The 21,372-nt window shown below is 67.8% G+C and carries 26 protein-coding genes and 1 tRNA gene; 20 read left to right on the top strand and 7 right to left on the bottom strand.

Going from position 1 to position 21,372, the window contains the following annotated elements; translation table 11 throughout:
* Nucleotides 1–17: 17 nt before the first annotated feature.
* Nucleotides 18–716: a cytochrome c family protein gene (locus tag E7773_RS01080; protein ID WP_293987059.1), complete on the bottom strand. Its 699-nt coding sequence runs from the start codon at nt 714–716 to the stop codon at nt 18–20.
* 228 nt (nt 717–944) lie between these two features.
* On the opposite strand from E7773_RS01080, the gene E7773_RS01075 reads away from it, so the two are divergent.
* The 5 genes from E7773_RS01075 to folP all read left to right on the top strand — a co-directional run bounded on the left by E7773_RS01075 (nt 945) and on the right by folP (nt 5,682).
* Entirely contained in the window at nt 945–1,835 is an 891-nt protein-coding gene (locus tag E7773_RS01075; protein WP_293987057.1) for a prephenate dehydratase, read from the top strand.
* 116 nt (nt 1,836–1,951) lie between these two features.
* Complete coding sequence (thiD, locus tag E7773_RS01070; protein WP_293987056.1) at nt 1,952–2,719, top strand: bifunctional hydroxymethylpyrimidine kinase/phosphomethylpyrimidine kinase; 768 nt, start codon at nt 1,952–1,954, stop codon at nt 2,717–2,719.
* Nucleotides 2,720–2,721: 2 nt separating this feature from the next.
* Nucleotides 2,722–3,330: a ribonuclease HII gene (locus E7773_RS01065; RefSeq protein ID WP_293987055.1), complete on the top strand. Its 609-nt coding sequence runs from the start codon at nt 2,722–2,724 to the stop codon at nt 3,328–3,330.
* Nucleotides 3,331–3,514: 184 nt separating this feature from the next.
* Nucleotides 3,515–4,639, top strand: a complete 1,125-nt coding sequence (locus E7773_RS01060; RefSeq protein ID WP_293987160.1) for a site-specific DNA-methyltransferase — start codon at nt 3,515–3,517, stop codon at nt 4,637–4,639.
* Complete coding sequence (folP, locus tag E7773_RS01055) at nt 4,639–5,682, top strand: dihydropteroate synthase (RefSeq protein WP_293987053.1); 1,044 nt, start codon at nt 4,639–4,641, stop codon at nt 5,680–5,682. The genes E7773_RS01060 and folP overlap by 1 nt, the downstream gene beginning before the upstream one ends.
* Here the strand turns inward: folP and E7773_RS01050 are convergent.
* Nucleotides 5,679–7,097: a sigma-54 dependent transcriptional regulator gene (locus E7773_RS01050; RefSeq protein ID WP_293987051.1), complete on the bottom strand. Its 1,419-nt coding sequence runs from the start codon at nt 7,095–7,097 to the stop codon at nt 5,679–5,681. The two genes, folP and E7773_RS01050, sit on opposite strands and share 4 nt — an antisense overlap.
* A 141-nt stretch (nt 7,098–7,238) precedes the next feature.
* Between E7773_RS01050 and E7773_RS01045 the strand changes: the two genes are divergently transcribed.
* From E7773_RS01045 to E7773_RS01015, 7 genes are all read left to right on the top strand, one after another.
* Entirely contained in the window at nt 7,239–7,376 is a 138-nt protein-coding gene (locus E7773_RS01045) for an aa3-type cytochrome c oxidase subunit IV (protein ID WP_293987049.1), read from the top strand.
* A gap of 10 nt (nt 7,377–7,386) precedes the next feature.
* Nucleotides 7,387–8,508 (top strand): NAD(P) transhydrogenase subunit alpha, encoded by a 1,122-nt coding sequence (locus tag E7773_RS01040; RefSeq protein WP_293987048.1) that lies wholly within the window; start codon nt 7,387–7,389, stop codon nt 8,506–8,508.
* 77 nt (nt 8,509–8,585) lie between these two features.
* On the top strand, nt 8,586–8,987 hold the full coding sequence (locus E7773_RS01035; protein ID WP_363129663.1) for an endonuclease domain-containing protein: 402 nt from the start codon (nt 8,586–8,588) through the stop codon (nt 8,985–8,987).
* Nucleotides 8,988–8,990: 3 nt separating this feature from the next.
* Nucleotides 8,991–9,284, top strand: coding sequence for a proton-translocating transhydrogenase family protein (locus tag E7773_RS01030; protein ID WP_293987046.1), 294 nt, complete (start codon nt 8,991–8,993; stop codon nt 9,282–9,284).
* On the top strand, nt 9,284–10,771 hold the full coding sequence (locus E7773_RS01025; RefSeq protein ID WP_293987157.1) for an NAD(P)(+) transhydrogenase (Re/Si-specific) subunit beta: 1,488 nt from the start codon (nt 9,284–9,286) through the stop codon (nt 10,769–10,771). The genes E7773_RS01030 and E7773_RS01025 overlap by 1 nt, the downstream gene beginning before the upstream one ends.
* A 189-nt stretch (nt 10,772–10,960) precedes the next feature.
* Entirely contained in the window at nt 10,961–11,857 is an 897-nt protein-coding gene (locus tag E7773_RS01020; RefSeq protein WP_293987044.1) for a hypothetical protein, read from the top strand.
* Between the two features lie 44 nt (nt 11,858–11,901).
* Nucleotides 11,902–11,977 (top strand) — tRNA-Val (locus E7773_RS01015).
* 76 nt (nt 11,978–12,053) lie between these two features.
* Here the strand turns inward: E7773_RS01015 and E7773_RS01010 are convergent.
* Nucleotides 12,054–12,617 (bottom strand): helix-turn-helix transcriptional regulator, encoded by a 564-nt coding sequence (locus E7773_RS01010; RefSeq protein WP_293987042.1) that lies wholly within the window; start codon nt 12,615–12,617, stop codon nt 12,054–12,056.
* A gap of 89 nt (nt 12,618–12,706) precedes the next feature.
* On the opposite strand from E7773_RS01010, the gene E7773_RS01005 reads away from it, so the two are divergent.
* Nucleotides 12,707–13,192 (top strand): DUF6456 domain-containing protein, encoded by a 486-nt coding sequence (locus E7773_RS01005; RefSeq protein ID WP_293987040.1) that lies wholly within the window; start codon nt 12,707–12,709, stop codon nt 13,190–13,192.
* 86 nt (nt 13,193–13,278) lie between these two features.
* On the top strand, nt 13,279–14,220 hold the full coding sequence (gene dapF / locus E7773_RS01000) for a diaminopimelate epimerase (protein ID WP_293987039.1): 942 nt from the start codon (nt 13,279–13,281) through the stop codon (nt 14,218–14,220).
* Between the two features lie 261 nt (nt 14,221–14,481).
* On the opposite strand, the gene E7773_RS00995 is transcribed toward dapF, so the two are convergent.
* Both E7773_RS00995 and E7773_RS00990 read right to left on the bottom strand, forming a co-directional pair.
* The gene (locus E7773_RS00995) at nt 14,482–14,751 is read right to left on the bottom strand and encodes a hypothetical protein (protein ID WP_293987038.1); all 270 of its coding nucleotides are present in this window, start codon (nt 14,749–14,751) and stop codon (nt 14,482–14,484) included.
* Between the two features lie 368 nt (nt 14,752–15,119).
* The gene (locus E7773_RS00990) at nt 15,120–15,737 is read right to left on the bottom strand and encodes a DUF4142 domain-containing protein (protein ID WP_293987037.1); all 618 of its coding nucleotides are present in this window, start codon (nt 15,735–15,737) and stop codon (nt 15,120–15,122) included.
* A gap of 155 nt (nt 15,738–15,892) precedes the next feature.
* Here E7773_RS00990 and gntA point away from each other — a divergent pair, with 155 nt between their 5' ends.
* Both gntA and E7773_RS00980 read left to right on the top strand, forming a co-directional pair.
* Entirely contained in the window at nt 15,893–16,576 is a 684-nt protein-coding gene (gene gntA / locus E7773_RS00985) for a guanitoxin biosynthesis heme-dependent pre-guanitoxin N-hydroxylase GntA (RefSeq protein ID WP_293987035.1), read from the top strand.
* Nucleotides 16,573–17,166: an urea carboxylase-associated family protein gene (locus tag E7773_RS00980; RefSeq protein WP_293987034.1), complete on the top strand. Its 594-nt coding sequence runs from the start codon at nt 16,573–16,575 to the stop codon at nt 17,164–17,166. The genes gntA and E7773_RS00980 overlap by 4 nt, the downstream gene beginning before the upstream one ends.
* 69 nt (nt 17,167–17,235) lie before the next feature.
* Here E7773_RS00980 and E7773_RS00975 read toward each other — a convergent pair whose 3' ends face one another.
* Nucleotides 17,236–17,685, bottom strand: coding sequence for a DUF983 domain-containing protein (locus tag E7773_RS00975; RefSeq protein ID WP_293987033.1), 450 nt, complete (start codon nt 17,683–17,685; stop codon nt 17,236–17,238).
* Between the two features lie 156 nt (nt 17,686–17,841).
* Here E7773_RS00975 and E7773_RS00970 point away from each other — a divergent pair, with 156 nt between their 5' ends.
* From E7773_RS00970 to E7773_RS00955, 4 genes are all read left to right on the top strand, one after another.
* Nucleotides 17,842–18,012, top strand: coding sequence for a hypothetical protein (locus E7773_RS00970; protein ID WP_293987032.1), 171 nt, complete (start codon nt 17,842–17,844; stop codon nt 18,010–18,012).
* Nucleotides 18,013–18,132: 120 nt separating this feature from the next.
* Nucleotides 18,133–18,315 (top strand): hypothetical protein, encoded by a 183-nt coding sequence (locus tag E7773_RS00965; protein ID WP_293987030.1) that lies wholly within the window; start codon nt 18,133–18,135, stop codon nt 18,313–18,315.
* A gap of 146 nt (nt 18,316–18,461) precedes the next feature.
* Entirely contained in the window at nt 18,462–18,986 is a 525-nt protein-coding gene (locus E7773_RS00960; protein WP_293987028.1) for a hypothetical protein, read from the top strand.
* On the top strand, nt 18,983–20,329 hold the full coding sequence (locus E7773_RS00955; RefSeq protein WP_293987027.1) for a terminase family protein: 1,347 nt from the start codon (nt 18,983–18,985) through the stop codon (nt 20,327–20,329). Before E7773_RS00960 ends, E7773_RS00955 begins: the two co-directional genes overlap by 4 nt.
* Nucleotides 20,330–20,353: 24 nt before the next feature.
* Here E7773_RS00955 and E7773_RS00950 read toward each other — a convergent pair whose 3' ends face one another.
* The gene (locus tag E7773_RS00950) at nt 20,354–21,175 is read right to left on the bottom strand and encodes a J domain-containing protein (RefSeq protein WP_293987026.1); all 822 of its coding nucleotides are present in this window, start codon (nt 21,173–21,175) and stop codon (nt 20,354–20,356) included.
* Between the last annotated feature and the right edge of the window lie 197 nt (nt 21,176–21,372).

Genomic DNA, 21,372 nt, shown 5'->3' with positions numbered 1-21,372 from the left:
CGTCATTTAGTTTGGTCTTATTTCCCTGCGCGCTTGACGGCGTTGGGATCCTTCGACGGCGCGCCGGATGCGGCGGACGGGTTGCCGACGGTTTCGGCACCGGCCGCTGCCGCGCCCTTGCCGTCGCTCGGCGACGCCGGGGCAGTCGCGGTGGCGGGCTTGCCCGACGCGGGCGCGGCGCCGGCCGCCGGGGGCGGCGGGAGCGGCAGGTTCGAGCCTTGCGAATTCAAATACAGGATCACGTCGGCGCGATCCTTCGGGTTGGAGAGACCCGCAAAGGTCATCTTGGTGCCCGGCGCATATTTGCGCGGGCTCGTCAGCCACGCGTTGAGCTCGTCGAAGCCCCACTTGCCGCCCTTGGCCTTGAGCGCGTCGGAGAAGGCGAACCCGCCCTTGCCCGTCGCAACCGCTTCGCCGACCGTCGCGTAGAGGTTCGGGCCGATCCCGTTGGCGCCGCCCTGGTTGATCGTGTGGCACGCGCCGCACTTCTTGAACACTTCCGCGCCCTTGGCCGCGTCGGCGGTGGGGAGCAGGGTCGCGATCGGCACTTCGGCAGCACCCGCATCGCCGCCGCCTTCATCGACCGCCTCGACCGGATAGCCTTCCTTCTTGGGCTCGTGGCTCTTGTAGATCATCCCGCCCACGATCGTCAGGCCCAGCGCGGCGAAGCACCCGGCCAGCGTCCAGCCCGCGATCGTGTTGCTATTGTCGTTCATGGTTTTTCCGCGACGCCCCTGAATTGAGTGCTTGACCCTTTAGTAACGCGAAACGCAGCGGGCAAGGTTCGTTTGGGCGACCTCACGGTCGCCATGCGGTGCCGGCCCGCTCCCCCCTCCCGACCGCCCATAGAATACCCTGATTGGGCGGTCGGGAGGGGGGAGCGGGCCGGCACCGCGCGAGCCTAGCTTGCTAGGCGACAAACGCACCACTAAGCGCGGCGCTCCATGGAGAATTTCGCCGCCCCCGCTCGTCCGATCGTCGCCGCGATGGCTGAAGCCGCCGCCAAGACGCCAAGCCGCGCGGTCGCGTTTCAGGGCGCGCCGGGCGCGAACAGCCACGTCGCGGCGCTCGAAGCGTTCCCCGACGGCCTCCCGCTGCCGTGCTTTTCGTTCGAGGATGCGATCGATGCGGTGAAACAGGGTCAGGCTGATTGCGCGGTCATCCCGATCGAGAATTCTCTCCACGGCCGCGTCGCCGACATGCACTTCCTGCTGCCCGAATCGGGGCTGGTCATCACGGGCGAACATTTCCTCCCGATCCGCTATTCCTTGATGGGTCTCGGCCCGATCGACGGCATCAAAGAAGCGATGAGCCACCCGCAGGCGCTCGGCCAGTGCCGCCACTGGCTGAAAGCGCACGGCATCGCGCCGATCGCCTATCCTGATACCGCCGGCGCCGCCGCGCTGGTCGCCGAACTCAACGATCCGAAAGTCGCCGCGCTCGCGCCGCCGCGCGCCGCCGAGATTTATGGGCTGGAGACGTTGGCCAGCGACATCGCCGATGCCGAGCACAACACAACGCGCTTCGTGACGCTGGCGCGCGGCGGCCGACCGCTGACCGGCGACGGCCCGTTCATGACGACGATCATCTTCGAGGTGAGGAACGTCCCCGCCGCGCTGTACAAGGCGATGGGCGGGTTCGCGACAGAAGGCGTCAACATGACCAAGCTGGAAAGCTATCAAAAGGGCGGCAGCTTCGCCGCGACCGATTTCTACGCCGATGTCGAAGGCAAGCCAGGCGACGACAATCTCGACCGCGCGTTGGAAGAATTGGGGTTCCATTCCAAATGGTTGCGTGTACTCGGCAGCTACCCCCAAGCGCGTAAGCGGGGATAAAAACTTTCCTACACGCGCGCGGCTGTGGCATGGAGCGGCATGATGTCGCCACGGCCGTTTCGGGTTCCCGGCGAACACCATAGCCACTGCGAACATTGGGAACATTCGCGACCGCCATGACCCCCCGCATCCTCATCATCGCCGGCAGCGATTCGGGCGGCGGCGCGGGCGTTCAGGCCGATATCAAGACGGTGACGATGCTCGGTGGCCACGCGATGACCGCGATCACCGCGATCACCGCGCAGAATACGCTGGGGGTACAGGCAGTGCTGCCCGTGCCCGCCGGGATGGTGGTCGCGCAGATCAATTCGGTGGTGACCGACATAGGCGTCGACGCGGTCAAGATCGGCATGATCGGATCGGCCGGGACCGCGAATGCGGTGGCCGACGTGCTCGAGCATATCGACGTGCCGATCGTGTTAGATCCCGTGATGGTCGCGACCAGCGGGGATGTGCTGGCGGACGCAGACACGATCGCGGCGTTTGAGCGGCTGATGAAACTTGCGACGGTGACGACGCCCAACTTGCCCGAACTGGCGGCGCTCGGGGGGCGCGACGCGGTGCTCGCGCATGGCTGCCACTTGCTCGAAAAGGGCGGACATGCCGAGGGCGAACGGATCGTCGACGAACTCTACGCGCCCGGCGGCAGGCTGCGCCAGTGGGAGGCCAAAAGGTTCGACACGACCGACACACACGGCACCGGCTGCACGCTGTCGAGCGCTATCGCGGCCGGGCTGGGCGGCGGCATGACGGTCGAGGATGCGGTGGAGCGCGCGATCCGCTTCGTTCGTATCGCGATCCTGTCGGCACCGCGGCTGGGTGGCGGGCACGGGCCGATGGGCCATGCGCTTGGCGTGGTGCCGTTTGACGAGATAGAGGGCTGAACATGCCCGGCCTCAAACACGAAAAGCTCTGTGTCGCCCCGGTCGTCGGGGTGGACGAAGCCGGCTGCGCGCCGCTCGCGGGGCCAGTGGTCGCGGCAGCCGTAATTCTGCCGGCCAAGGGCATCCCGCGCGGGATCGACGATTCGAAGAAATTGTCGGCGTCCGAGCGCGAGCGGCTCCACGACCGGCTACGCAAGTGCGCGGTGGTCGGGGTCGGGATCGTCGAGAATGACGAGATCGACGTGCTCAACATCTATTGGGCGCGGATGAAGGCGATGACGCTGGCGGTCGAACAGCTGTGCGCGGCGATCGGCTGCGATCCCGGGCACGTCCTGGTCGACGGCAACCGCCTGCCGCGCTGGCGCTACGCCGCGACCGCGATCGTCAGGGGCGACGGCATCAGCCTGTCGATCGCCGCCGCCTCGATCGTCGCCAAGCACACCCGCGACCAGATCATGATCGCGCATGCCGAAACCTATCCGCATTACGGCTGGCAACGGAACAAGGGCTATCCCGCGCCCGAGCATCTCCGTGCGCTCAAGGAGCACGGGATCACGCCGCTCCACCGCCGCAGCTTCGCGCCGGTCGCGCAAACGGTTCTTCCGTTCTGAGTCTTTTGCGCCACACCCCACTAATTGGGGCGGTGGGATGCGGACGACTCAACATCTGCCCGGTGTCGCGAAATGTTCCGGTTTCTTAACGATTTGGTAACGCCGTTCGTTAACTAAGTTTCGCTTGACCGGAGTCGGTCGCGTCAGCCTTCCTGCGCGCGACATTTCGGGGGAGTGGGAATCGATGGGGGTCATCGAGAAGGTCAAGCGCGCGCCATCGCCGGTCGCAACCGGTGCGTTGCCGCTCGACCGGATCCTGATGGGCGATTGCATCGAGACGATGCGGTCGTTGCCGGCGAAGTCGGTCGACCTGATCTTCGCCGATCCGCCCTATAACCTTCAACTCGGCGGCGACCTCGCGCGGCCCGACGGCAGTCATGTCGATGCCGTCACCGACGATTGGGACAAGTTCGATTCGCTGACCGCGTATGACCGCTTCACCCGCGAATGGCTGGCCGAGGCGCGACGCATCCTGAAGGACAATGGCGCGATCTGGGTGATCGGCAGCTATCACAACATCTTCAAGGTCGGGTCGGCGATCCAGGATCTGGGGTATTGGATCCTCAACGACATCGTGTGGCGGAAAGCCAACCCGATGCCCAATTTCAAGGGCACCCGCTTCACCAACGCGCACGAAACATTGATCTGGGCGTCGACGGGGGAGAAGGCGCGCTACACGTTCAACTATCGCAGCATGAAGACGCTCAACGACGAGCTACAGATGCGCAGCGACTGGGAATTCCCGATCTGCGGCGGGCCGGAGCGGTTGAAGAAGAACGGCGTCAAGGTCCACCCGACGCAGAAGCCCGAAGCGCTGATCTATCGCATCCTGCTCGCCTGCACCAAGCCCGGCGACGTGGTGCTCGACCCGTTTTTCGGCACCGGAACGACGGGCGCGGTGGCGAAGCGGCTGGGCCGGCGCTGGATCGGGATCGAGCGCGAGCCGGTCTATATCGAGGCGGCCGAGGAGCGGATCGCCGCCGCATTGCCGCTCGACGAGAGCGCGCTGACGACGATGCAGTCGCCCAAGGCCGCGCCGCGCGTCGCGTTCGGCTCGCTGGTCGAAAACGGGATGCTCGTGCCCGGGTCGATGCTCACCGACGCCAAGCGCCGGTGGCAGGCGACGGTCGGCGCCGACGGCTCGCTCAAATCGGCGTGCGGCAACAGCGGATCGATCCACAAGCTCGGCGCGACGCTGCAGAATGCACCGGCGTGCAACGGCTGGACCTTCTGGCATTATGAAGCCGCGGACGGGCTCAAGCCGATCGACGCGCTCCGGCAAAACTACCTGCTGGCGACGCAGCCCTAGTGCACCTCCGCCCCGTCCAGTTCGTCGACACGCCGATCGGTCATGACGGTGAAGTCGCGCGGATCGCGGCGGGGATGCAGTGGTTCGCCGCGTATGAGGTGATCGAGGACGGCGCGCGGCGCACGATCTCGATCGCCGAGTTCGACAAGACCCTGGGCGCGACCGACGAGCGCGCCGCCAGACTCCACGCCGCGATCACCGCGCCGCGCGCGCCGTTGGTATTGGGCGAGCGGACCTTGCGGTTCGACCAGCCGCAGATCGCGGGTATCCTCAACGTCACGCCCGACAGTTTTTCGGGCGGCGCGTCGGACGATCCGGTCGCGGCCGGCGTCGCGATGACGGGGGCGGGCGCGGCGCTGATCGATGTCGGCGGCGAATCGACCCGGCCCGGCGCGCAGACGGTGTGGGAAGGCGACGAGATCGAGCGCACCGATCCCGTGGTACGCGGGCTCGCCAAGGCGGGGACCTTGGTCTCAATCGACACGCGCAAGGCCGCGGTGATGGAGGCGGCGCTGGCGGGCGGTGCGGCCATCGTCAACGATGTCTCGGCGCTGATCTGGGACGACCGCGCGCTGGGGGTGGTGACGAAGGCGGGGTGCCCGGTGGTGCTGATGCACTCGCCCGATCCGGCCAAGGGGCCGCATGGCGGCGCCAGCTATGGCGACGTGCTGACCGAAGTGTTCGACTGGCTCGAGGATCGCGTCGCGACGGTGGTCGCGGGCGGTGTCGATCGAGCGAAAATCATCGTCGATCCCGGCATCGGGTTCGGCAAGCGGCTCGCTGACAATCTCGCGCTGCTCAACGGCCTCGCGATGTTCCACGGGCTGGGCTGCCCGATCATGCTCGGCGCCAGCCGCAAGCGGATGATCGGGGCGCTGTCGAACGAAGCACCGCCAGATCGGCGGCTCGGTGGCTCGCTGGCGTTGGCGCTGAAAGGCGCGGAAGCCGGGATACAGCTGTTGCGCGTCCACGACGTCGCGGAAACGGTGCAGGCGCTGAAAGTCTGGCGCGGGTTGCGCGACCGGGCGTTGGTCGGACGCTAGGCCGCGTTATCGATGCCCAGCTCACCAAGCTTGCGGTAGAGCGTCGAGCGCCCGATCCCGAGCCGCCGCGCGACTTCGGTCATGCGGCCGCGGTAATGGCCGATCGCGAGGCGAATGACGTCAGCCTCAATGTCTTCGAGCGTCCGCATGTTCCCGTCGGGCTTGAACAGCGTGACGCCTCCGCTGGTCGCCATCTGGCCGACCGGACTCGGCACGCGGCCCGAGCCGAGCGCGGCGATTTGCGGGAAATCGCTTAACGTCAGCGCGTCGCCGTCGCACAGCACCGCGGCGCGGAACAGCGCGTTCTGGAGCTGGCGGACGTTGCCCGGCCAGTCGTAGCGGCCGAGCAAGGCGAGCGCGTCGTCGGTGATGCCGAGCGGGCGCAGTCCCGGCTGGTCGGCGATACGGGCGAGCAGATGGCGCGCAAGCGCAGGGATGTCGCCGGTGCGTTCGCGCAAGGGCGGAATCGTCACCTGGACGACGTTGAGGCGGTAATAGAGGTCTTCGCGGAACCGTCCCGCCTCGACCTCTTCGATCAACCGCTTGTTGGTCGCCGCGATCACGCGGACGTCGACCTCGCGCATGTGCCGTGTGCCGATCGGCTGGATCTCGCCCGATTGCAGCACGCGGAGCAGTTTGACCTGCGCGTCGAGCGGCATTTCGCCGATCTCGTCGAGGAAGATCGTGCCGCCGTCGGCATCCTGGAACCGGCCGATCTTGCGCTCGAACGCGCCGGTGAACGCGCCCTTTTCGTGCCCGAACAGCTCGCTTTCGACCAGGTTCGCGGGGATCGCGCCGCAATTGATCGCGACCATCGGTTTCTTGCCGCGCGGGGAGGCGGCGTGGATTGCTTCGGCGACGACTTCCTTGCCGACTCCGCTCTCGCCCTCGATCAGCACGGGCACGCGGGCGCGGGCAGCCTTCGCGGCAATCGCGAGCGCGGCGCGGAAATCGGGCGACGCGCCGACGATCTCGTCAAACCCGAGCAGCGCGGGAATCTTCTCCGTCAGCGGGCGCAACTCGCCCGCGTCGGTTCCGGCCGCGACCGAATCGAGCGCGGCGAGCAAGCGATCGGCGGCGAACGGCTTGACCAGGAAATCGGTCGCACCCGCGCGCATCGCGGAGACGGCGTCGGCGACCGACCCGTTGGCGGTCAGCATCAGGATCGGCAGTTGCGGACGGCGCAGGCGCAATTCGACGATCAGGCGCTCGGCGTCGGCTTCGGGCCCGAAATTGTCGAGCAGGATCGCATCGAGCTGCATCCCGTCCTGCGTGCCGAGCATCGCGATCGCGGTCTCGCCGTCGGCGGCGAACACCGACCGCCAGTCGCGCCGCGCGGCGATCGCCGAAACGAGGCGGCGCTGCGCGGGTTCGTCGTCGATCAACATCAGGAGGCGCTGGCCGTTGCGCGTCATCCCCGCCCTCTTGTTCGCGTGTCGTGAACGCCGGTCATAGCGATGGCAGGTAAAGGCGGCCTTAAGTCTGCCCGCGTGGGGCTTGAGGCGAGCCGCGGCGGCGGTTAAGACTTTGGGAACAACACGGGAGCGACATGACTGATGGCCGGCGATACCGACATGAAACCGCACGAGCAGACCTATGGCTCGGTCATCGCGCTGCTCAAATGGGGCGCGGTCGGATGCCTGATCGTCGCCGCGATCGTGATCTGGCTGATCTCCTCCGGCGGCGCCAAGTAACCCGCCCCGCGTGAAGATCGCCGTCCTCAAGGAAACCGCCGAGGGCGAACGCCGCGTCGCCGCGACGCCGGAAACCGTCAAGAAATTCATCGCGCTGGGCGCGGACGTCGCGGTCGAGGCCGGGGCGGGAGACACGGCGAGCATTGCCGACGCCGATTATGCGGCGGCGGGCGCCAGCGTCGGCGCGCGGGGGGCGGCGCTGAAGGGCGCGGATATTGTGCTCGGCATCCAGGGGCCCGACCCCGCGAGTCTCACGGGCGCCAATGCCGGCGCGTGGATCGTCGCGGGGCTCAACCCGTTCGGCGAGCGCGAGCGTGTCGATGGCTATGCCGCCGCCGGCTACGAGGCGCTGGCCATGGAATTCATGCCGCGCATCACCCGCGCGCAGTCGATGGACATCCTGTCGAGCCAGGCCAACCTTGCGGGCTACAAGGCGGTGCTCGATGCGGGTGCCGAATATGGCCGCGCCTTCCCGATGATGATGACCGCGGCGGGCACCGTCTCGGCTGCGAAAGCGTTCGTGATGGGCGTGGGCGTCGCGGGGCTTCAGGCGATCGCCACCGCGCGGCGGCTCGGCGCGCAAGTCTCGGCGACCGACGTGCGCTCGGCCACCAAGGAGCAGATCCTCAGCCTCGGCGCCAAGCCGATCTTCGTCGAGAATGTCGCGGGGATCGAGGGCGAAGGATCGGGCGGCTACGCGACCGAGATGAGCGAAGAGTACCAAAAGGCGCAGGCCGAACTGGTCTCGTCGCACATCGCCAAGCAGGACATCGTCATCACGACCGCGCTGATCCCCGGCCGCCCCGCGCCGCGCCTGATCAGCGACGCGCAGATCGCGACGATGAAGCCCGGCAGCGTGATCGTCGACCTCGCGGTCGAAAGCGGCGGCAATGTCGAGGGCGCGGTCGCGGGCCAAGTGGTCGAACGGCATGGGGTCAAGATCGTCGGCTACAAGAACGTCGCCAGTCGCCTGGCGTCGGACGCTTCCGCACTGTTCGCACGCAACCTCTACAATTTCCTCTCGACCTTCTGGGACAAGGACGCGGGGCGGCCCGTGCTCGACGAGGAAATCGGCGACGCGGTGCGGCTGACGCGGGACGGCAAGGTCGTGAACGCGAGGCTGCTCGGGTGACGACGGCTCCACTTGATCCTCCCCGGCACGGGGAGGGGGACCGCGCGAAGCGCGGTGGAGGGGCGCATCACCCACACGTGCCGCCGATTGTGGAGACTGCCCGCAAGCTCCGCCGGGACATGAGCTATCCGGAAGTGCTTTTGTGGCAGCGATTGCGGCGCGCGCCAACAGGAATCCGCTTTCGGCGCGGTCATCCGGTCGGGTTGGACTATGTGGCGGACTTCTACTGTCCGTCTGCGAAGCTGGTGATCGAAGTCGATGGGCAAATTCATGATCAGCCTGGCGTCGTGGCACGCGACGCAACGCGGGACGACTTCATGCGCCAGCGCGGATTGATCATTGTCCGAATTCCTGCTCGTGACATTCTGCGCAACGCCGACGAGGCTGCCGCCGCGATCGTCGCGCTTGCGTTGACGCCCCTCCACCACCGGCCTTCGGCCGGCGGTCCCCCTCCCCGTGCCGGGGAGGATCAGGAGTAGTCCATGGAATTCATCCAAACCCTGTCCATCTTCGTGATGGCCGTGTTCGTAGGCTATTACGTCGTGTGGTCGGTCACCCCGGCACTGCACACGCCGCTGATGGCGGTGACCAACGCGATTTCGTCGGTGATCATCGTCGGCGCGCTGATCGCCAGCGCGGCGATCGGGATCGGGGGCACGGGCGCGACGTCGAAATGGCTCGGGCTGCTCGCGGTGGTGCTGGCGAGCGTCAACATTTTCGGCGGGTTCGCAGTCACCGCGCGGATGCTCGCCATGTACAAGAAGAAGGCCAAGTGATGGAGGGCCTCGCGCAAAACCCGTGGGCGGCGCTGGCCTATCTCGTCGCCGGGGTGTGCTTCATCCTCGCGCTGCGCGGGCTGTCGAGCCCGACCTCGAGCCAGCGCGGCAACCGCTTCGGCATGATCGGCATGACGATCGCGGTGGTGACGACGCTGGTCACGCATTTACCGGGGAAAAGTACAACCTTCGCTGCTCCCGGCAGCGATCCCTACAGCAACGATGCCTGGGCTTCGATGTTCAAGCTCGACGGCGCGACGACGATCGAAATCCTTGTAGCGATCGGGATTGGCGCGGCGATTGGTATCGTCACAGCGCGCCGTATTGCGATGACCGCGATGCCGCAGCTTGTGGCCGCATTTCACTCGCTGGTCGGTTTGGCGGCGGTGCTGGTGGCCGGCGCGGCGTTCCTCAATCCCGGTGCGTTCGGCATCGCCGAGGCCGGGCAGATTTTCACGCAAAGCCGCATCGAAATGGGGCTCGGCGTCGCGATCGGCGCGATCACCTTTTCGGGCTCGGTGATCGCGTTCCTCAAGCTCAACGGCAACGTGGGTGGCAAGCCCATCCTGCTGCCGGGGCGGCACATCATCAACCTCGCGGTGCTCGCGGGCATTCTCGGACTGGTCGGCTACTTCACGCAGGATCAGGCGCCGTGGGTGTTCTGGACGATCACGGGGCTTAGCTTCGCGATCGGCTTCCTGCTGATCATCCCGATCGGCGGCGCGGACATGCCGGTCGTGGTGTCGATGCTCAACAGCTATTCGGGCTGGGCGGCGGCGGCGATGGGGTTCACGCTCCATAACACCGCGATGATCATCACCGGCGCCTTGGTGGGCAGTTCGGGCGCGATCCTCAGCTACATCATGTGCCGCGCGATGAACCGCAGCTTCATCAGCGTGATCGCGGGCGGCTTCGGCGGCGATGCGGGCGGCGGGGCCGGCGAGGCGAAGGAGCAACGCCCGTGGAAGCGCGGATCGGCCGAGGACGCCGCCTTCCTGATGCAGCAGGCTGAACAGGTCATCATCATCCCCGGCTACGGCATGGCGGTCGCGCAGGCGCAGCATGTGCTCCGCGAAATGGCCGACAAGCTCAAGGAACATGGGGTGCGCGTGAAATACGCGATCCACCCCGTCGCGGGGCGCATGCCGGGGCACATGAACGTGCTGCTCGCCGAGGCCAACGTGCCGTATGACGAAGTGTTCGAGCTCGAGGACATCAACAGCGAATTCGCGCAGACCGACGTCGCGTTCATCATCGGCGCCAACGACGTGGTCAATCCCGCGGCCAAGACCGACAAATCCTCGCCGATCTATGGCATGCCGGTGTTCGACGTGAACAAGGCCAAGACCGTGCTGTTTATCAAGCGGTCGATGGGCGGGGTCGGCTATGCCGGGGTCGACAACGACGTCTTCTACCAGGACAATACGATGATGCTGCTCTCCGATGCCAAGAAGATGGTCGAGGAGATCGTGAAGTCGCTGGGCTGAATGTGAGCGCAGCGGCGGACCCGTCTGCCTGGAATATCTCCGAAATGGAGGCGTCGCCCCCGTTTTGGACCGGCAAATGCTGAGTCAAATACGTAAATTGCGTATTTTGCGACTCTGCCGGGGGACGGCGGCTTTTCGCGAGGCGCGACGATGCTCCGGGCAACCGACTACGGCAGGGGGGACAGTACGTTGGCGTTGATCATCGCCGACGACTCGGCGATTGCCGCCGACGCCGAGCAGGCAATCGCGCTGGTCGGTGGCGAGTTTCGCGGCCAGTCGGACTGGCAGGGTGCGATAGCCGGCCGTTTCGACCATAATGGTCCGATCGAGCTGGTCGCGGCCGAAGTCCAAGGGGTGGCGCTCGACATCCTGGCGGCAGCGCTGCCGCGGATTGCCGAGATGCACGAAAGCGCTCGCGCTCATGTCGTCGTCGCGCTGGATGTCGACCAGATCGATGTGGTGACGGCTGCGCTGCTGGGCGATCGCGTCGAACTGTTATGCGCGCCCACCGTCGCAGATCGTGCAGCGGCGTTCGCGGTCGCGCTGACCGGCTTTTCCCGGGACGTACTGCACGACAAGTCGGGCGACGGCGAGTCCGCGCAATTGCGGCATCTGAACGAGGAAGTGGCGCGAATTTCGCGCGTGCTGGCGCGGCTTTCGGCCGACGAGCGGCGCTCCGGGGGCGTCGCCGACCGAAAAATTGCCTATGCGGCGCCGCCGACCGCTCCGGCGGTAATCTCCCCGACCGGGGCCGAAATCCGACGGGTGATCCGCGCGCGCCGCATGCGCGATCAGTTCTTCGCCGATGGTCTGTTCGAGGATCCAGCCTGGGACATGTTGCTCGACCTCTATGCCGCCGAAATCGAAGGCGCGCAGGTATCGGTATCGAGCCTGTGCATCGCCGCGGCGGTGGCGCCGACCACGGCGCTGCGTTGGATCGCGCGAATGACCGACGCCGGACTGTTCGTGCGCCAGCCCGACCCGTTCGACCGCCGCCGCGCGTTCCTGGCGCTGAGCGAATCGGCTCGGGAAAAGATGGGTCGCTATTTCGCGGCGTTGCGGCAAAACGGACTGGAGGCGCTCTGATGCGGCTTGCGCCAACGCACGTTGCACGGCACAGGCGCGGGCGAGGGCGATTAGCTCAGTTGGTAGAGCATCTCGTTTACACCGAGAGGGTCGGCGGTTCGAGCCCGTCATCGCCCACCACCGCGTCCGTGCCGCGGGAAGGCCGCCATAGCTTGCGGTGCGGGCCGCACGCGCGTCCCGGCGTGAGCCGATCGATCTATAACGCGCGGATCAGCGTCACCGCGCGCGCGATCCACGGCGGGTCGCTCACGACCTGTTGCCGTTGTCCGGCGCCGAGCGGGAGCAATTGCAGCCGGTCGGCCTCACGCCCGATCAGCCGCCCGAACAGGAAGCGCCCGCCGGGCCGCGGCACCAGCACGTCGCGATTGAGCGCGCCGCCGAATGCCTCGGGCGCGAGCGGCTCGCACCAGATTGTGTCGCCGCTCCTGTAATCGCCGATACCGCCTACTACGGCGATTCCCACTGTCCCTGCGGCGGCGCGCGGCGGCGGCAGCAGGATCGGACGCGCCGGCGCGTGCGCGCCTTCGGCGCCGAGCATTGCGGCGACCGGCAATTCGGCGTGATCGGGTAGTTTGACCAGGTCGGCCGCCTCGACCCCCAGCGCCGCCGCGATGCGGTTGAGCCAGCCGACCGACACCGTCCGCATCCCCGTCTCGAGCCGGCCGATCGTCTGCGCGGTGGTCGGGGGCACGCATGCCCGGGCGACATCGTCGAGGGTCATGCCCCTGGCGCGACGGACTTCGCGGATGGCGGTGATCATGGGTAAACCTCGATTTGCCAGATAGGTTATCTTCTTTCCTACAGAAGGAACCATATGGCAAGGGGCCGTGCTCGAAACAGGAGAATCCAATGCGCGACCTCTTGGAAGTCGAATTCGATCCGGCGGACGTGGCGACGGTGCCGGGACGCGACGCGACGCCGGCGCGCCGCGCGCGGCGCACCGTCACGATCAACCGCGCCGAATCGCCGCTGTCGTGGCTCGCCGCGCGCGGGCTGGTCGACGCGCGCCAGGTCGAGGCGGGCGAGCGGCTGCGGCGCGATTACGAGATCGCCGGGCTCGGTCCGCGCGTGACGATGCAATGGGACCGGGTCCGCGTGGATGGCGGTGGCGGCGACGGCGGCGACCCGACCCACGCCCATCTCGCCGCCAAGCGCCGTTTCAACGCCGCCATCGACGCGGTGGGTGGCGGGCTGAACGACATATTGTGGCGCGCGGTCTGCGCGGGCGAAGCGATCCCCGCCGCCGAACGCGCGCTCAACTGGCCCAGCCGTGCGGGGCGGCTGGTGCTCGGGCTCGCGCTCGATCGGCTGGCGGACCATTATCGGTTGCCGTAAGCTTGCCGCATTGGGATGCCGAGATCGGAAGCCCCGATGGGTCGCGCAGTTTGAACGCGCCCGTCGCCGACGCTACATTCCCCGCCATGCGGATCGATTTCATCAAATGCCACGGGTCCGGCAACGATTTCGCGCTGGTCGATGCGCGCGGGGTCGAGCGGAGCGATGGCGAGTGGGGCAGGATCGCGGGCGCGCTGGCGGACCGGCGCGGGCCGGTCGGGAGCGACGGGCTGTTGCTGCTGACCGATGGCGACGCCAGCCACGCGTTCGGGATGCGGATGTTCAACAGCGACGGGTCGGAGGCGGAGACGTGCCTCAATGGCTTGCGTTGCGTCGCGCGCGCGGGGTTCGAACGCCACGGGATCGAGCAGGCGCTGGTGCGGCTCAAGACGACGAGCGCGGAGGTGTGGCGCGACCCCGACCTTGCGCCTGGCGTGGTCACGGTGGGCGAACTGGCGGGCCCGGCAAGCCTCGATATCGACGAATGGCCGATGGCGATCGGGCGGCACCAGAACGTCCAGATGGCGATCGCCGGGCTATCGAGTGAGCGCCTGTTTACCGCAGTAGCGATCCCCAACCCGCACTTGATCGCATTCGTGGAGGCCATCGACGAAGCCGAGTTGATCGCGGTCGGCCAGCGTTGCGAGGCGGCGCCCGCTTGGCTGCCAAACCGCGCCAACGTGTCGTTCGTCGTCGTGCGAAGTGAGGAAGAGCTGTTCGTGCGCACGCACGAGCGCGGGGTCGGGCTGACCGACAGTTGCGGCAGCGCGATGGCGGCGTCGCTGTTCGCCGCGTGCCTGACCGAACGGACACGGTTCGCGGCTCTGGTGACACTGCGCAACGCCGGCGGGCTGGTGCATGGCTGTGCGCAGGCCGACGGAATGGTACGGCTGTCGGGGAATGCGACGTGGGAGTGGCAGGGGTCGGCGGCGATCGGGCTCGATCGCGGTATCGCGGGGGACGTGGTGGTCGAGCGGCACTTCAATGACGAGATCGGCGCATGGGGCGCGGCGATCGACGGCGAGTAGCGCCGCTGTCCGCCGATCGATCGATTGCCCCGGACGGCGGACAAGCGAACTCGATCCGACCGACGGCGCGGATTTGCTCCGCGCCGCTATCGCTCCCAGCACTTGAGATAAACAAAAGCGGCGGAGCTATGCTCCGCCGCTTTTCTTATTCGCTGGACGATGCCGCCGGCAAGCCGTAGGCCGGATCGGCCCGGGCCGCCCGCCGTCCGGTAAGCACTTGCGCTGACGCGCACCGGCGCGGGCGTTGCCGCGTCTATCGCCTTACTTGGTCTTCGCGTCCATTGCATCCGCCTTGTTCTCGGCGTGATCCTTCATCGCGTCAGCGGCGTTCGAGGCATTGTCCTTCATCGCGTCGGCGGTGGCGCTGGCGTTGTCGACCATGTTGTCGGCGACGGCGTCGGTGTTGGCGACCATGTTGTCGGCGGCGGCGTCGGCGTTGGCGACGACATTGTCGGCGGCATCGGTCTTGTGGCCGCAAGCGGTGAGCGAGAGCAGGCCGGCGGCGGCCGCGACGATCAAGGTCTTCTTCATGTAAGGCATCCCCTTTTGGCGGATCGAATCATTCGTGCCCGCGAAGCGTCCCCATGCCGGAAATGGCGCGGGTGCCGCAAGCGCGAACTAAACCGCGTCCATCATGGATGGTTGCACGGTTCGTCGCTTTTTCGGGCAAGGACAGGCAAATAGTCAAGACCATTTGCCGATGCGCGTCGTCGCAGTCCGCAGCCCGGCCGGCGGGGTCGGCATCGCCGAACTCATCCGACGGCGCGGCTTTCGGGTTCGCACCTCGCGTCGCTCGGCGCGACCCGCCGCGGGTCCCACGAAAGTAATACTTTCGTGGGTGCCCTGGCCGGGGCTTGGCTAAAGCCTCGAATAGCGCCGCCATTCGAGGGCCAAGCCCGCTATTTCGATGCCAGCGCCCGCGCCATCGTCAGATGCTGCTCGACCACCGGCGCGATTTCGCCCGCCGCCTTCTTGAGCGAGGGCGCGTCGCCGGTCGCGGCGTAATCCTTCATCGCCGCGAGCGCTTCCTCGTGCGCGGCGACCTGGCCGGTCATGTACGCCTTGTCGAAATCGGCACCCTTCAGCTTGCCGAGATCGTCGAGCTTGCCCTTCTGGTCGTCGGTCAGCGTCGCGTCGGGGGTGATCGCGGGCGCGGCGCTGGAAGCGGCGAGCTTGATCTTGGCGGTCGAATCCGAATGCGCCTTGATCATCTTGCGCGCGAAGTCCTTGACGCCGGCCGACGCGGCATTGGTTTCGGCGAGCTTGGCGGCGGCGATTTCGAACGCGTCGCTCTTCGCCGCCTTGTCGGCGAAGGCCTGCGCGGGGGTGGCGGGCGCCATCGCAGTGGCGTTCGCCATGTTGGTGTCCGCCATGCCGGCGTTCGCCATGCCGCTGTCGTCGGTGGTGGTCGTCGTGGTGGCGTTGGTGTCGGTCGTCGTGGCGTCCTTGTGCCCGCACGCGGCGAGGCTGGTCACGAGCGCGAGCGGGGTGAGGTAGCGAAGCGCGGTGGCGATCATGGCGTGGGTTTCCCTGGTTGTTCGGTCCGGGCAACGCGCAGGGGGCGGGCCCGTTCCGTGCGGCGCGCGGGCAAGTTGCTTTGGATCAATGCGTTTTTCGGGAACGCGGGGCCGCGCGGAGTCGTACTAAGATTATGCCCGATCCTCAGACGACGATGTTTCACTGGCCCCACCCGGCGCAGCGCGAGCTCGAACAGCTGCTCACGCGCCACGTCGGCGACCGCGCTTTCCCCTGTGTCGGCGCGAAGGCGGCGATGGCGGCGGGGACGCTCGAAGTGCTGGCATGCGACCGGATCGACAGCGCGTGGGACGACGTGCGGATCCACGACCGGCTGCTCGGCTGGGCGCAAGGCTACCGCGCCGACCCGTCGCTGTACCGCAGCTTCGCGGTGGTGTTCGCGGAACCCGGCGGGCTCGACGAGGCGGCGTTCGAGGCGGCGCTGTGGGAGCGCGTCCAGTCGCTCTCCGACAAGGACGTGTGGCGCGGGCAGGATTACGACGCGCGAGTCAGCGCCGACCCGGACGACCCGCATTTCTCGCTGAGCTTCGGCGGCGAGGCGTTCTTCGTCGTCGGGCTCCATCCCAATGCCAGCCGCCCCGCGCGGCGCTTCGCGCGGCCGGCGATGGTGTTCAACCTCCACGACCAGTTCGAGCAGCTGCGCGCGACGGGCAAGTACGAAGGGATGCGCGAGAAGATCATGGTGCGCGACGAAGCGGTCGCGGGATCGCGCAACCCGATGCTCGCGCGGCACGGCGACGCGAGCGAAGCGCGGCAATATTCGGGCCGCGCGGTCGGCGAAGGCTGGCGCTGCCCGTTCCATTATTCGGGCGGCGAATGAGCGATACCGTCACGATCCCCGAACGCAGCGGCACCGCGTTCCGCCTGGCGAAGGGCGCGACGCTGACCGTGATCGACCCCAAGGGGGAGCAAGTCGCCGACCTGCTCGCGTTCAATGCCGACGACATGGGCGAGGTCATCTCGTCGGGGCGCACGCTCGATTATGCCGAGACGATCTATCTGACCACGGGGCACATCCTCTATTCGAGTCGCAGCCGGCCGATGCTCGAGATTATCGCCGACACGGTCGGGCGGCACGATTTCCTGCTGACGCCGTGCTCGGCCGACACGTTCAAGCATTTCTACCCCGATTTGCCGGTGCACCGCGGGTGCTTCGGCAATCTGGCGGAGGCGCTCGCGCCCTATGGCGTGACGGAGGACAGGATCCCGACCGCGTTCAACTGCTTCATGAACGTGCCGGTCGACGGCAAAACGGGAAAGCTCCGCGTGCTCCCGCCGATCAGCAAGGCGGGGGACAGCATCACCTTTCGCGCGGCCATGGACCTGGTGATCGGGCTGACCGCGTGCTCCGCGCCCGATTCGAACGGGGGCAGCTTCAAGCCGATCAAGTATCGCGTCGATCAGCCGTAGCTGGCAGATTGGCTAGCGGCGCCGGAGGCGACGCCGTGGAGGCGAACTGCCCCGCCGGGGCCCGTCGCGTCACTGGTCGAAGTCGTTCTGCCCCTGCTCGGTGCCGTGGAGCATCGACCACAGCGCTCCCGTCCCCGCTTCCTGCGCGCGGTTGACATATTGCGACGCGACCAGCCAGCCCTTGATCGGGCGCAGCGGCGCGAGCGTACCGATTGCCATGAACGGCACCGACGTCACCAGATGGACCCAGATCGGCGGATCGAACGCGACCTGCAGCCACACGACGAACGCGATCAGCGGCAGCGCGATGACACATAGTGAGAAGAAGGCCGGCCCATCGTCCGGCGCGGCGAAGCGGTAATCGAGCCCGCAATGGTCGCAAGTGTCGACAATCTTGAGCCAAGATTTGAACATCCGGCCTTCGCCGCAGCGCGGGCACCGCCCGTGCCAGCCGCACCCCAGGATCCAGGCGAATTTCTCCTGCCCCGTGAGGGGCGGACGCGGACGATCGTGTTCCATGGCCGACCATATGGCGATGCTGGCCGCCGCTGCCCAACGATCAATCGCGATAACGGTGATCGCTTTCGCCGCACCTTGCGGCAAAAATTCAGCGGCACCGGGAACCAGAGAAGAATTGCGGAATTTACGCCGTCGCTCGAACGGAAAGGAGGTGGAATGCAGACCGGCAATCTCGATTATTTCCGCCGCCGCGCGAACGAGGAACGGCAAGCGGCCGCGGCGTGCGGCGACAGTGCGGTGGCCGCGGCGCACCTCAAGATGGCCGACGAATATGCCAAGCGCGTCAATGAGCTGAACGAACAGCCTCCGCTGGTGCAGGTTCGCTGAGCCGGATCAACCGTGGCCTGTACGAAATGGTCATCCTTCCTGACCTGGATTAACGACCGCCCGGCCCGAATCGCCCAAGACCGGGTGCACCAGCGCAGGGGAACACTGGGGGGAACAGCTATGCCGACAATCGAGGAACGCGATCGTTACGCCCGCCGCGCGCTGGAGTTGCGCGCGATGGCGAACACGGTGCGCGACGCCGATATCAAGCAGACGCTGAACGACATGATCGCCTCGTACGACAATCTGGTCGAGGAGTGCGACCGCATCGTCGCTGCCCGGCCCAAGCTCGACCCGGGCTAATTACCGCACCCCATGGTTTAACCAAATCGGTTATTTTGTTCTTGACAGCGTGACGCTGTTTTGGTACATATCAGGAACGTTGAAGAATTGCGATTCGGGCCGGGGCGGTGACGCCTCCGGCCCGATTTGCGTCGGGGGAGGACGCGATGGGGACGATCATCGGCGGCAATCCGTATCGCGGGCTGCAACGGCGGAAAGTTCGGCGCGACAGCTGGACGCCGGCGAAGCGCCTGGCGTTCCTCAACGCGCTGGAGGAAAGCTGCAACGTGCGGATCGCGTGCGAGGCGGCGGGAGTGTGCAAGGATGCGGCGTACGGCTTGCGGCGGCGCGACCCGGTGTTCGCGGAAGCCTGGTCGACCGCGCTCGCGGACGGGTGCGAGACGTTGCGCGCGCTGATGCTGGCACGTGCCTTGGGCACCGCCGACCCCGAGCTGATCGCGGACAATCCGGTCGACCTGGACCGACCGGCGCCTGCGCCGCCGCCGCCGATGAGCGACGAGATGCGGCTGAAGGTGCTGCAGATCTGCCGCGCGTCGGCGGAGGGGCGGCAGGGGCGCGGCGATTGGCGCAAGCCGCGCGCGCGTGTCCAGAGCGGCGACGATGCGTTCGCAGCACTCGCCGACAAGCTCGAGCGGATGGAGCGGAAATTGAAGCGCGACGGCCAGGCGTGAGCGCGCCGCTCGACCCAGCCGACCTGCTCCGTCGGCTTGCGTTGCTCCCGCCGGTGTTTCGCGAGCAGATCGTGCGCGGCCTCACCGTCGCGCAACGCAAGGAGATCATCGCCTGCTGGCGCGGCTGGGCACAGAAGGGACAGTCGGCGCCCGACCGCGACTGGCGCGTGTGGCTGATCCGCGCGGGGCGCGGGTTCGGCAAGACGCGCGCCGGCGCCGAATGGGTCAGCGAGATCGCGCGCGGCAATCCGGACGCGCGGATCGCGCTGGTCGCGGCGACCGCCGACGAGGCGCGGCGCGTGATGATCGAAGGGGACAGCGGCTTGCTCAACATCGGCCACGAAAGCGACCGGCCCAAGTGGCGCAAGACGCTGGGCGAGGTCGAATTCCCGTCGGGCGCGATCGCCTATGTCTTTTCGGCGGCGGCGGGGGAGAAATTGCGCGGCGCCCAGCACCATGCGGCGTGGTGCGACGAGCTCGGCAAGTGGCGCGACGGCGTGCGCGCGTGGGACAACCTCTTGCTCGGGGTGCGGCTGGGCAACGACCCGCGCGTGCTGGTGACGACGACGCCGCGCTCGACCGCGCTGATGTTCCGCGTGATGAAGATGGCGGGGTTCGTCGAGACATGCGGGAAGACGGCGGACAATCCGTATCTCGCGGAAAGCTTCGCCGCCGCGATGGAGGGCGATTACGGCGGGACGCGGCTCGGGCGGCAGGAACTCGAGGGCGAATTGCTCGACGATCACGACGGCGCGTTGTGGTCGCGCGAAGTGATCGAGCGCTGCCGCGTGGTGGTCGGCGAGGTGCCGGTGCTGACTCGCGTGGTGATCGCGGTCGATCCGCCCGCGGGGGGCGAGCGCGCCGACGAAGGGTCGGGCCAGGGCGACGCGTGCGGTATCGTCGCGGTCGGGCTGGGCGACGACGGGCTGGGCTATGTGATCGAGGATGCGAGCATCGCGGGGGCGAGTCCCGCGCGCTGGGCGGCGGCGGTGGCCGATTGCGCGGCGCGATGGGGCGCGGACCGCGTGGTGGCGGAAAAGAACCAGGGCGGGGCGATGGTGCGCGCGGTGCTGGAGGGCGCCGATTGCACGCTGCCGCTCGTGCTGGTCCACGCCAGCCGCGGCAAGGTGGCGCGCGCCGAGCCGGTGTCGCTGCTCTACGAAAGCGGGCGCGTGCGCCACGCCGGGGCGTTCCCCGCGCTCGAGGACCAATTGTGCGGGATGCTGGTGGGCGGCGGCTATGCCGGGCCGGGTAGGTCGCCCGATCGCGCCGATGCCTTGGTGTGGGGGCTGAGCGAGTTGTTGCTGAAGCGGGCGCGGAAGGTGGGGGTGCGGCGGGTGTAATCCTCCCCCTGGCGGGGGAGGATTTTACTTCACCAGTGCCTTGACCGCGTCGAGCCGCGCGGGGTCGGCGCCGATCTTCGCATAAGCGGCGCGTGTCGCGGCTTCGTCGAGGCGGTCGGCGGCGGTGTCGAACGCGGCGCAGAAGTCGATCGCGGCGGGGGTCGCATGGCGCGCGGCGCGCAAGCTGCACTTCTGGCTGTAGGCGACCACCCCGGCGGCGCCGTCGCGGGTGGCGATGCGGTCGGCCTGCTTGACCGCGCGGGCGACGTCGAGCGGGGCGACGCCGTCGAGCGGCACCGGCGCCGGGGCGGCGGCGGGAGCGGGCGCCGGCGGGGCGGTGAAGCCCGAAGGCGTGAGCAGGCGGCGCACCTGGCGCAGCCCGGAGCGCGCGAAGGCATCGGCCTTGGCATCGTCGCCGCGCAGGATCTGCGCGACGTGGCCGGGGACGCCGGGCAAGGTCATCGCCATCGCGGGAAGCCCGACGAACACGAGGATCATGGCCAGCGTCGTGCCGCCGCTGCGCCGCGGCGGCATCGGATAGGGCGACGCGACCCAGGCGTGCGCGGGGGCGATCTCGACCATCGGGATGCTCGCGGCGCGCTCGGCGGCCTCGATTTCGCGCGCGATGCGCTGGGCGATCGCGGCATAGGCCTGGTTGATCGCGTGGGTGCGCTCGGCCGCGTCGGGGGTCGGGCCGGCGGTGTCGGGATGGACCTGGCGCAGCAACGCGCGGCGCTTCGCGCGCACCGTGGTGAGGTCGGCGCCGGGGGCGAGCCCGAGCACCGCATAGGGATCGGACGGACCGAGCGCCGGCTTGGGTGCGGGTTTCTGTCGGCCGGCCGTCATGAAGATGAGACTGCGACGGTTCGGGGCCGGGGGCAAGAGACGAGACAAAATCCTCCCGGTTTACGGGGAGTGTTCGGGCTTTGGCAGGCCCCCGGTCTGCCAAGATCGTGCCTGGGAGGCACGATCTCGCCCGACACAGCGCGCGAGCGCTGACGGAGGGGGCGGGCCGCGAGCGAGTCAGCGGTGGCCCGCCCCCT

Source organism: Sphingomonas sp., assembly GCF_004799495.1.
Classification (GTDB): Bacteria; Pseudomonadota; Alphaproteobacteria; order Sphingomonadales; family Sphingomonadaceae; genus Sphingomonas.
This window is presented reverse-complemented; position numbering and strand designations above follow the sequence as displayed.

What these genes read in the sequence shown, in the direction of transcription:
- E7773_RS01080 (WP_293987059.1), bottom strand. Translation starts at nt 716, where the DNA reads ATGAACGACAATAGCAACACGATCGCGGGCTGGACGCTGGCCGGGTGC.
- E7773_RS01075 (WP_293987057.1), top strand. Translation starts at nt 945, where the DNA reads ATGGAGAATTTCGCCGCCCCCGCTCGTCCGATCGTCGCCGCGATGGCT.
- thiD (WP_293987056.1), top strand. Translation starts at nt 1,952, where the DNA reads ATGACCCCCCGCATCCTCATCATCGCCGGCAGCGATTCGGGCGGCGGC.
- E7773_RS01065 (WP_293987055.1), top strand. Translation starts at nt 2,722, where the DNA reads ATGCCCGGCCTCAAACACGAAAAGCTCTGTGTCGCCCCGGTCGTCGGG.
- E7773_RS01060 (WP_293987160.1), top strand. Translation starts at nt 3,515, where the DNA reads ATGGGGGTCATCGAGAAGGTCAAGCGCGCGCCATCGCCGGTCGCAACC.
- E7773_RS01050 (WP_293987051.1), bottom strand. Translation starts at nt 7,097, where the DNA reads ATGACGCGCAACGGCCAGCGCCTCCTGATGTTGATCGACGACGAACCC.
- E7773_RS01045 (WP_293987049.1), top strand. Translation starts at nt 7,239, where the DNA reads ATGGCCGGCGATACCGACATGAAACCGCACGAGCAGACCTATGGCTCG.
- E7773_RS01030 (WP_293987046.1), top strand. Translation starts at nt 8,991, where the DNA reads ATGGAATTCATCCAAACCCTGTCCATCTTCGTGATGGCCGTGTTCGTA.
- E7773_RS01025 (WP_293987157.1), top strand. Translation starts at nt 9,284, where the DNA reads ATGGAGGGCCTCGCGCAAAACCCGTGGGCGGCGCTGGCCTATCTCGTC.
- E7773_RS01010 (WP_293987042.1), bottom strand. Translation starts at nt 12,617, where the DNA reads ATGATCACCGCCATCCGCGAAGTCCGTCGCGCCAGGGGCATGACCCTC.
- E7773_RS01005 (WP_293987040.1), top strand. Translation starts at nt 12,707, where the DNA reads ATGCGCGACCTCTTGGAAGTCGAATTCGATCCGGCGGACGTGGCGACG.
- dapF (WP_293987039.1), top strand. Translation starts at nt 13,279, where the DNA reads ATGCGGATCGATTTCATCAAATGCCACGGGTCCGGCAACGATTTCGCG.
- E7773_RS00995 (WP_293987038.1), bottom strand. Translation starts at nt 14,751, where the DNA reads ATGAAGAAGACCTTGATCGTCGCGGCCGCCGCCGGCCTGCTCTCGCTC.
- E7773_RS00990 (WP_293987037.1), bottom strand. Translation starts at nt 15,737, where the DNA reads ATGATCGCCACCGCGCTTCGCTACCTCACCCCGCTCGCGCTCGTGACC.
- gntA (WP_293987035.1), top strand. Translation starts at nt 15,893, where the DNA reads ATGTTTCACTGGCCCCACCCGGCGCAGCGCGAGCTCGAACAGCTGCTC.
- E7773_RS00980 (WP_293987034.1), top strand. Translation starts at nt 16,573, where the DNA reads ATGAGCGATACCGTCACGATCCCCGAACGCAGCGGCACCGCGTTCCGC.
- E7773_RS00975 (WP_293987033.1), bottom strand. Translation starts at nt 17,685, where the DNA reads ATGGAACACGATCGTCCGCGTCCGCCCCTCACGGGGCAGGAGAAATTC.
- E7773_RS00970 (WP_293987032.1), top strand. Translation starts at nt 17,842, where the DNA reads ATGCAGACCGGCAATCTCGATTATTTCCGCCGCCGCGCGAACGAGGAA.
- E7773_RS00965 (WP_293987030.1), top strand. Translation starts at nt 18,133, where the DNA reads ATGCCGACAATCGAGGAACGCGATCGTTACGCCCGCCGCGCGCTGGAG.
- E7773_RS00960 (WP_293987028.1), top strand. Translation starts at nt 18,462, where the DNA reads ATGGGGACGATCATCGGCGGCAATCCGTATCGCGGGCTGCAACGGCGG.
- E7773_RS00950 (WP_293987026.1), bottom strand. Translation starts at nt 21,175, where the DNA reads ATGACGGCCGGCCGACAGAAACCCGCACCCAAGCCGGCGCTCGGTCCG.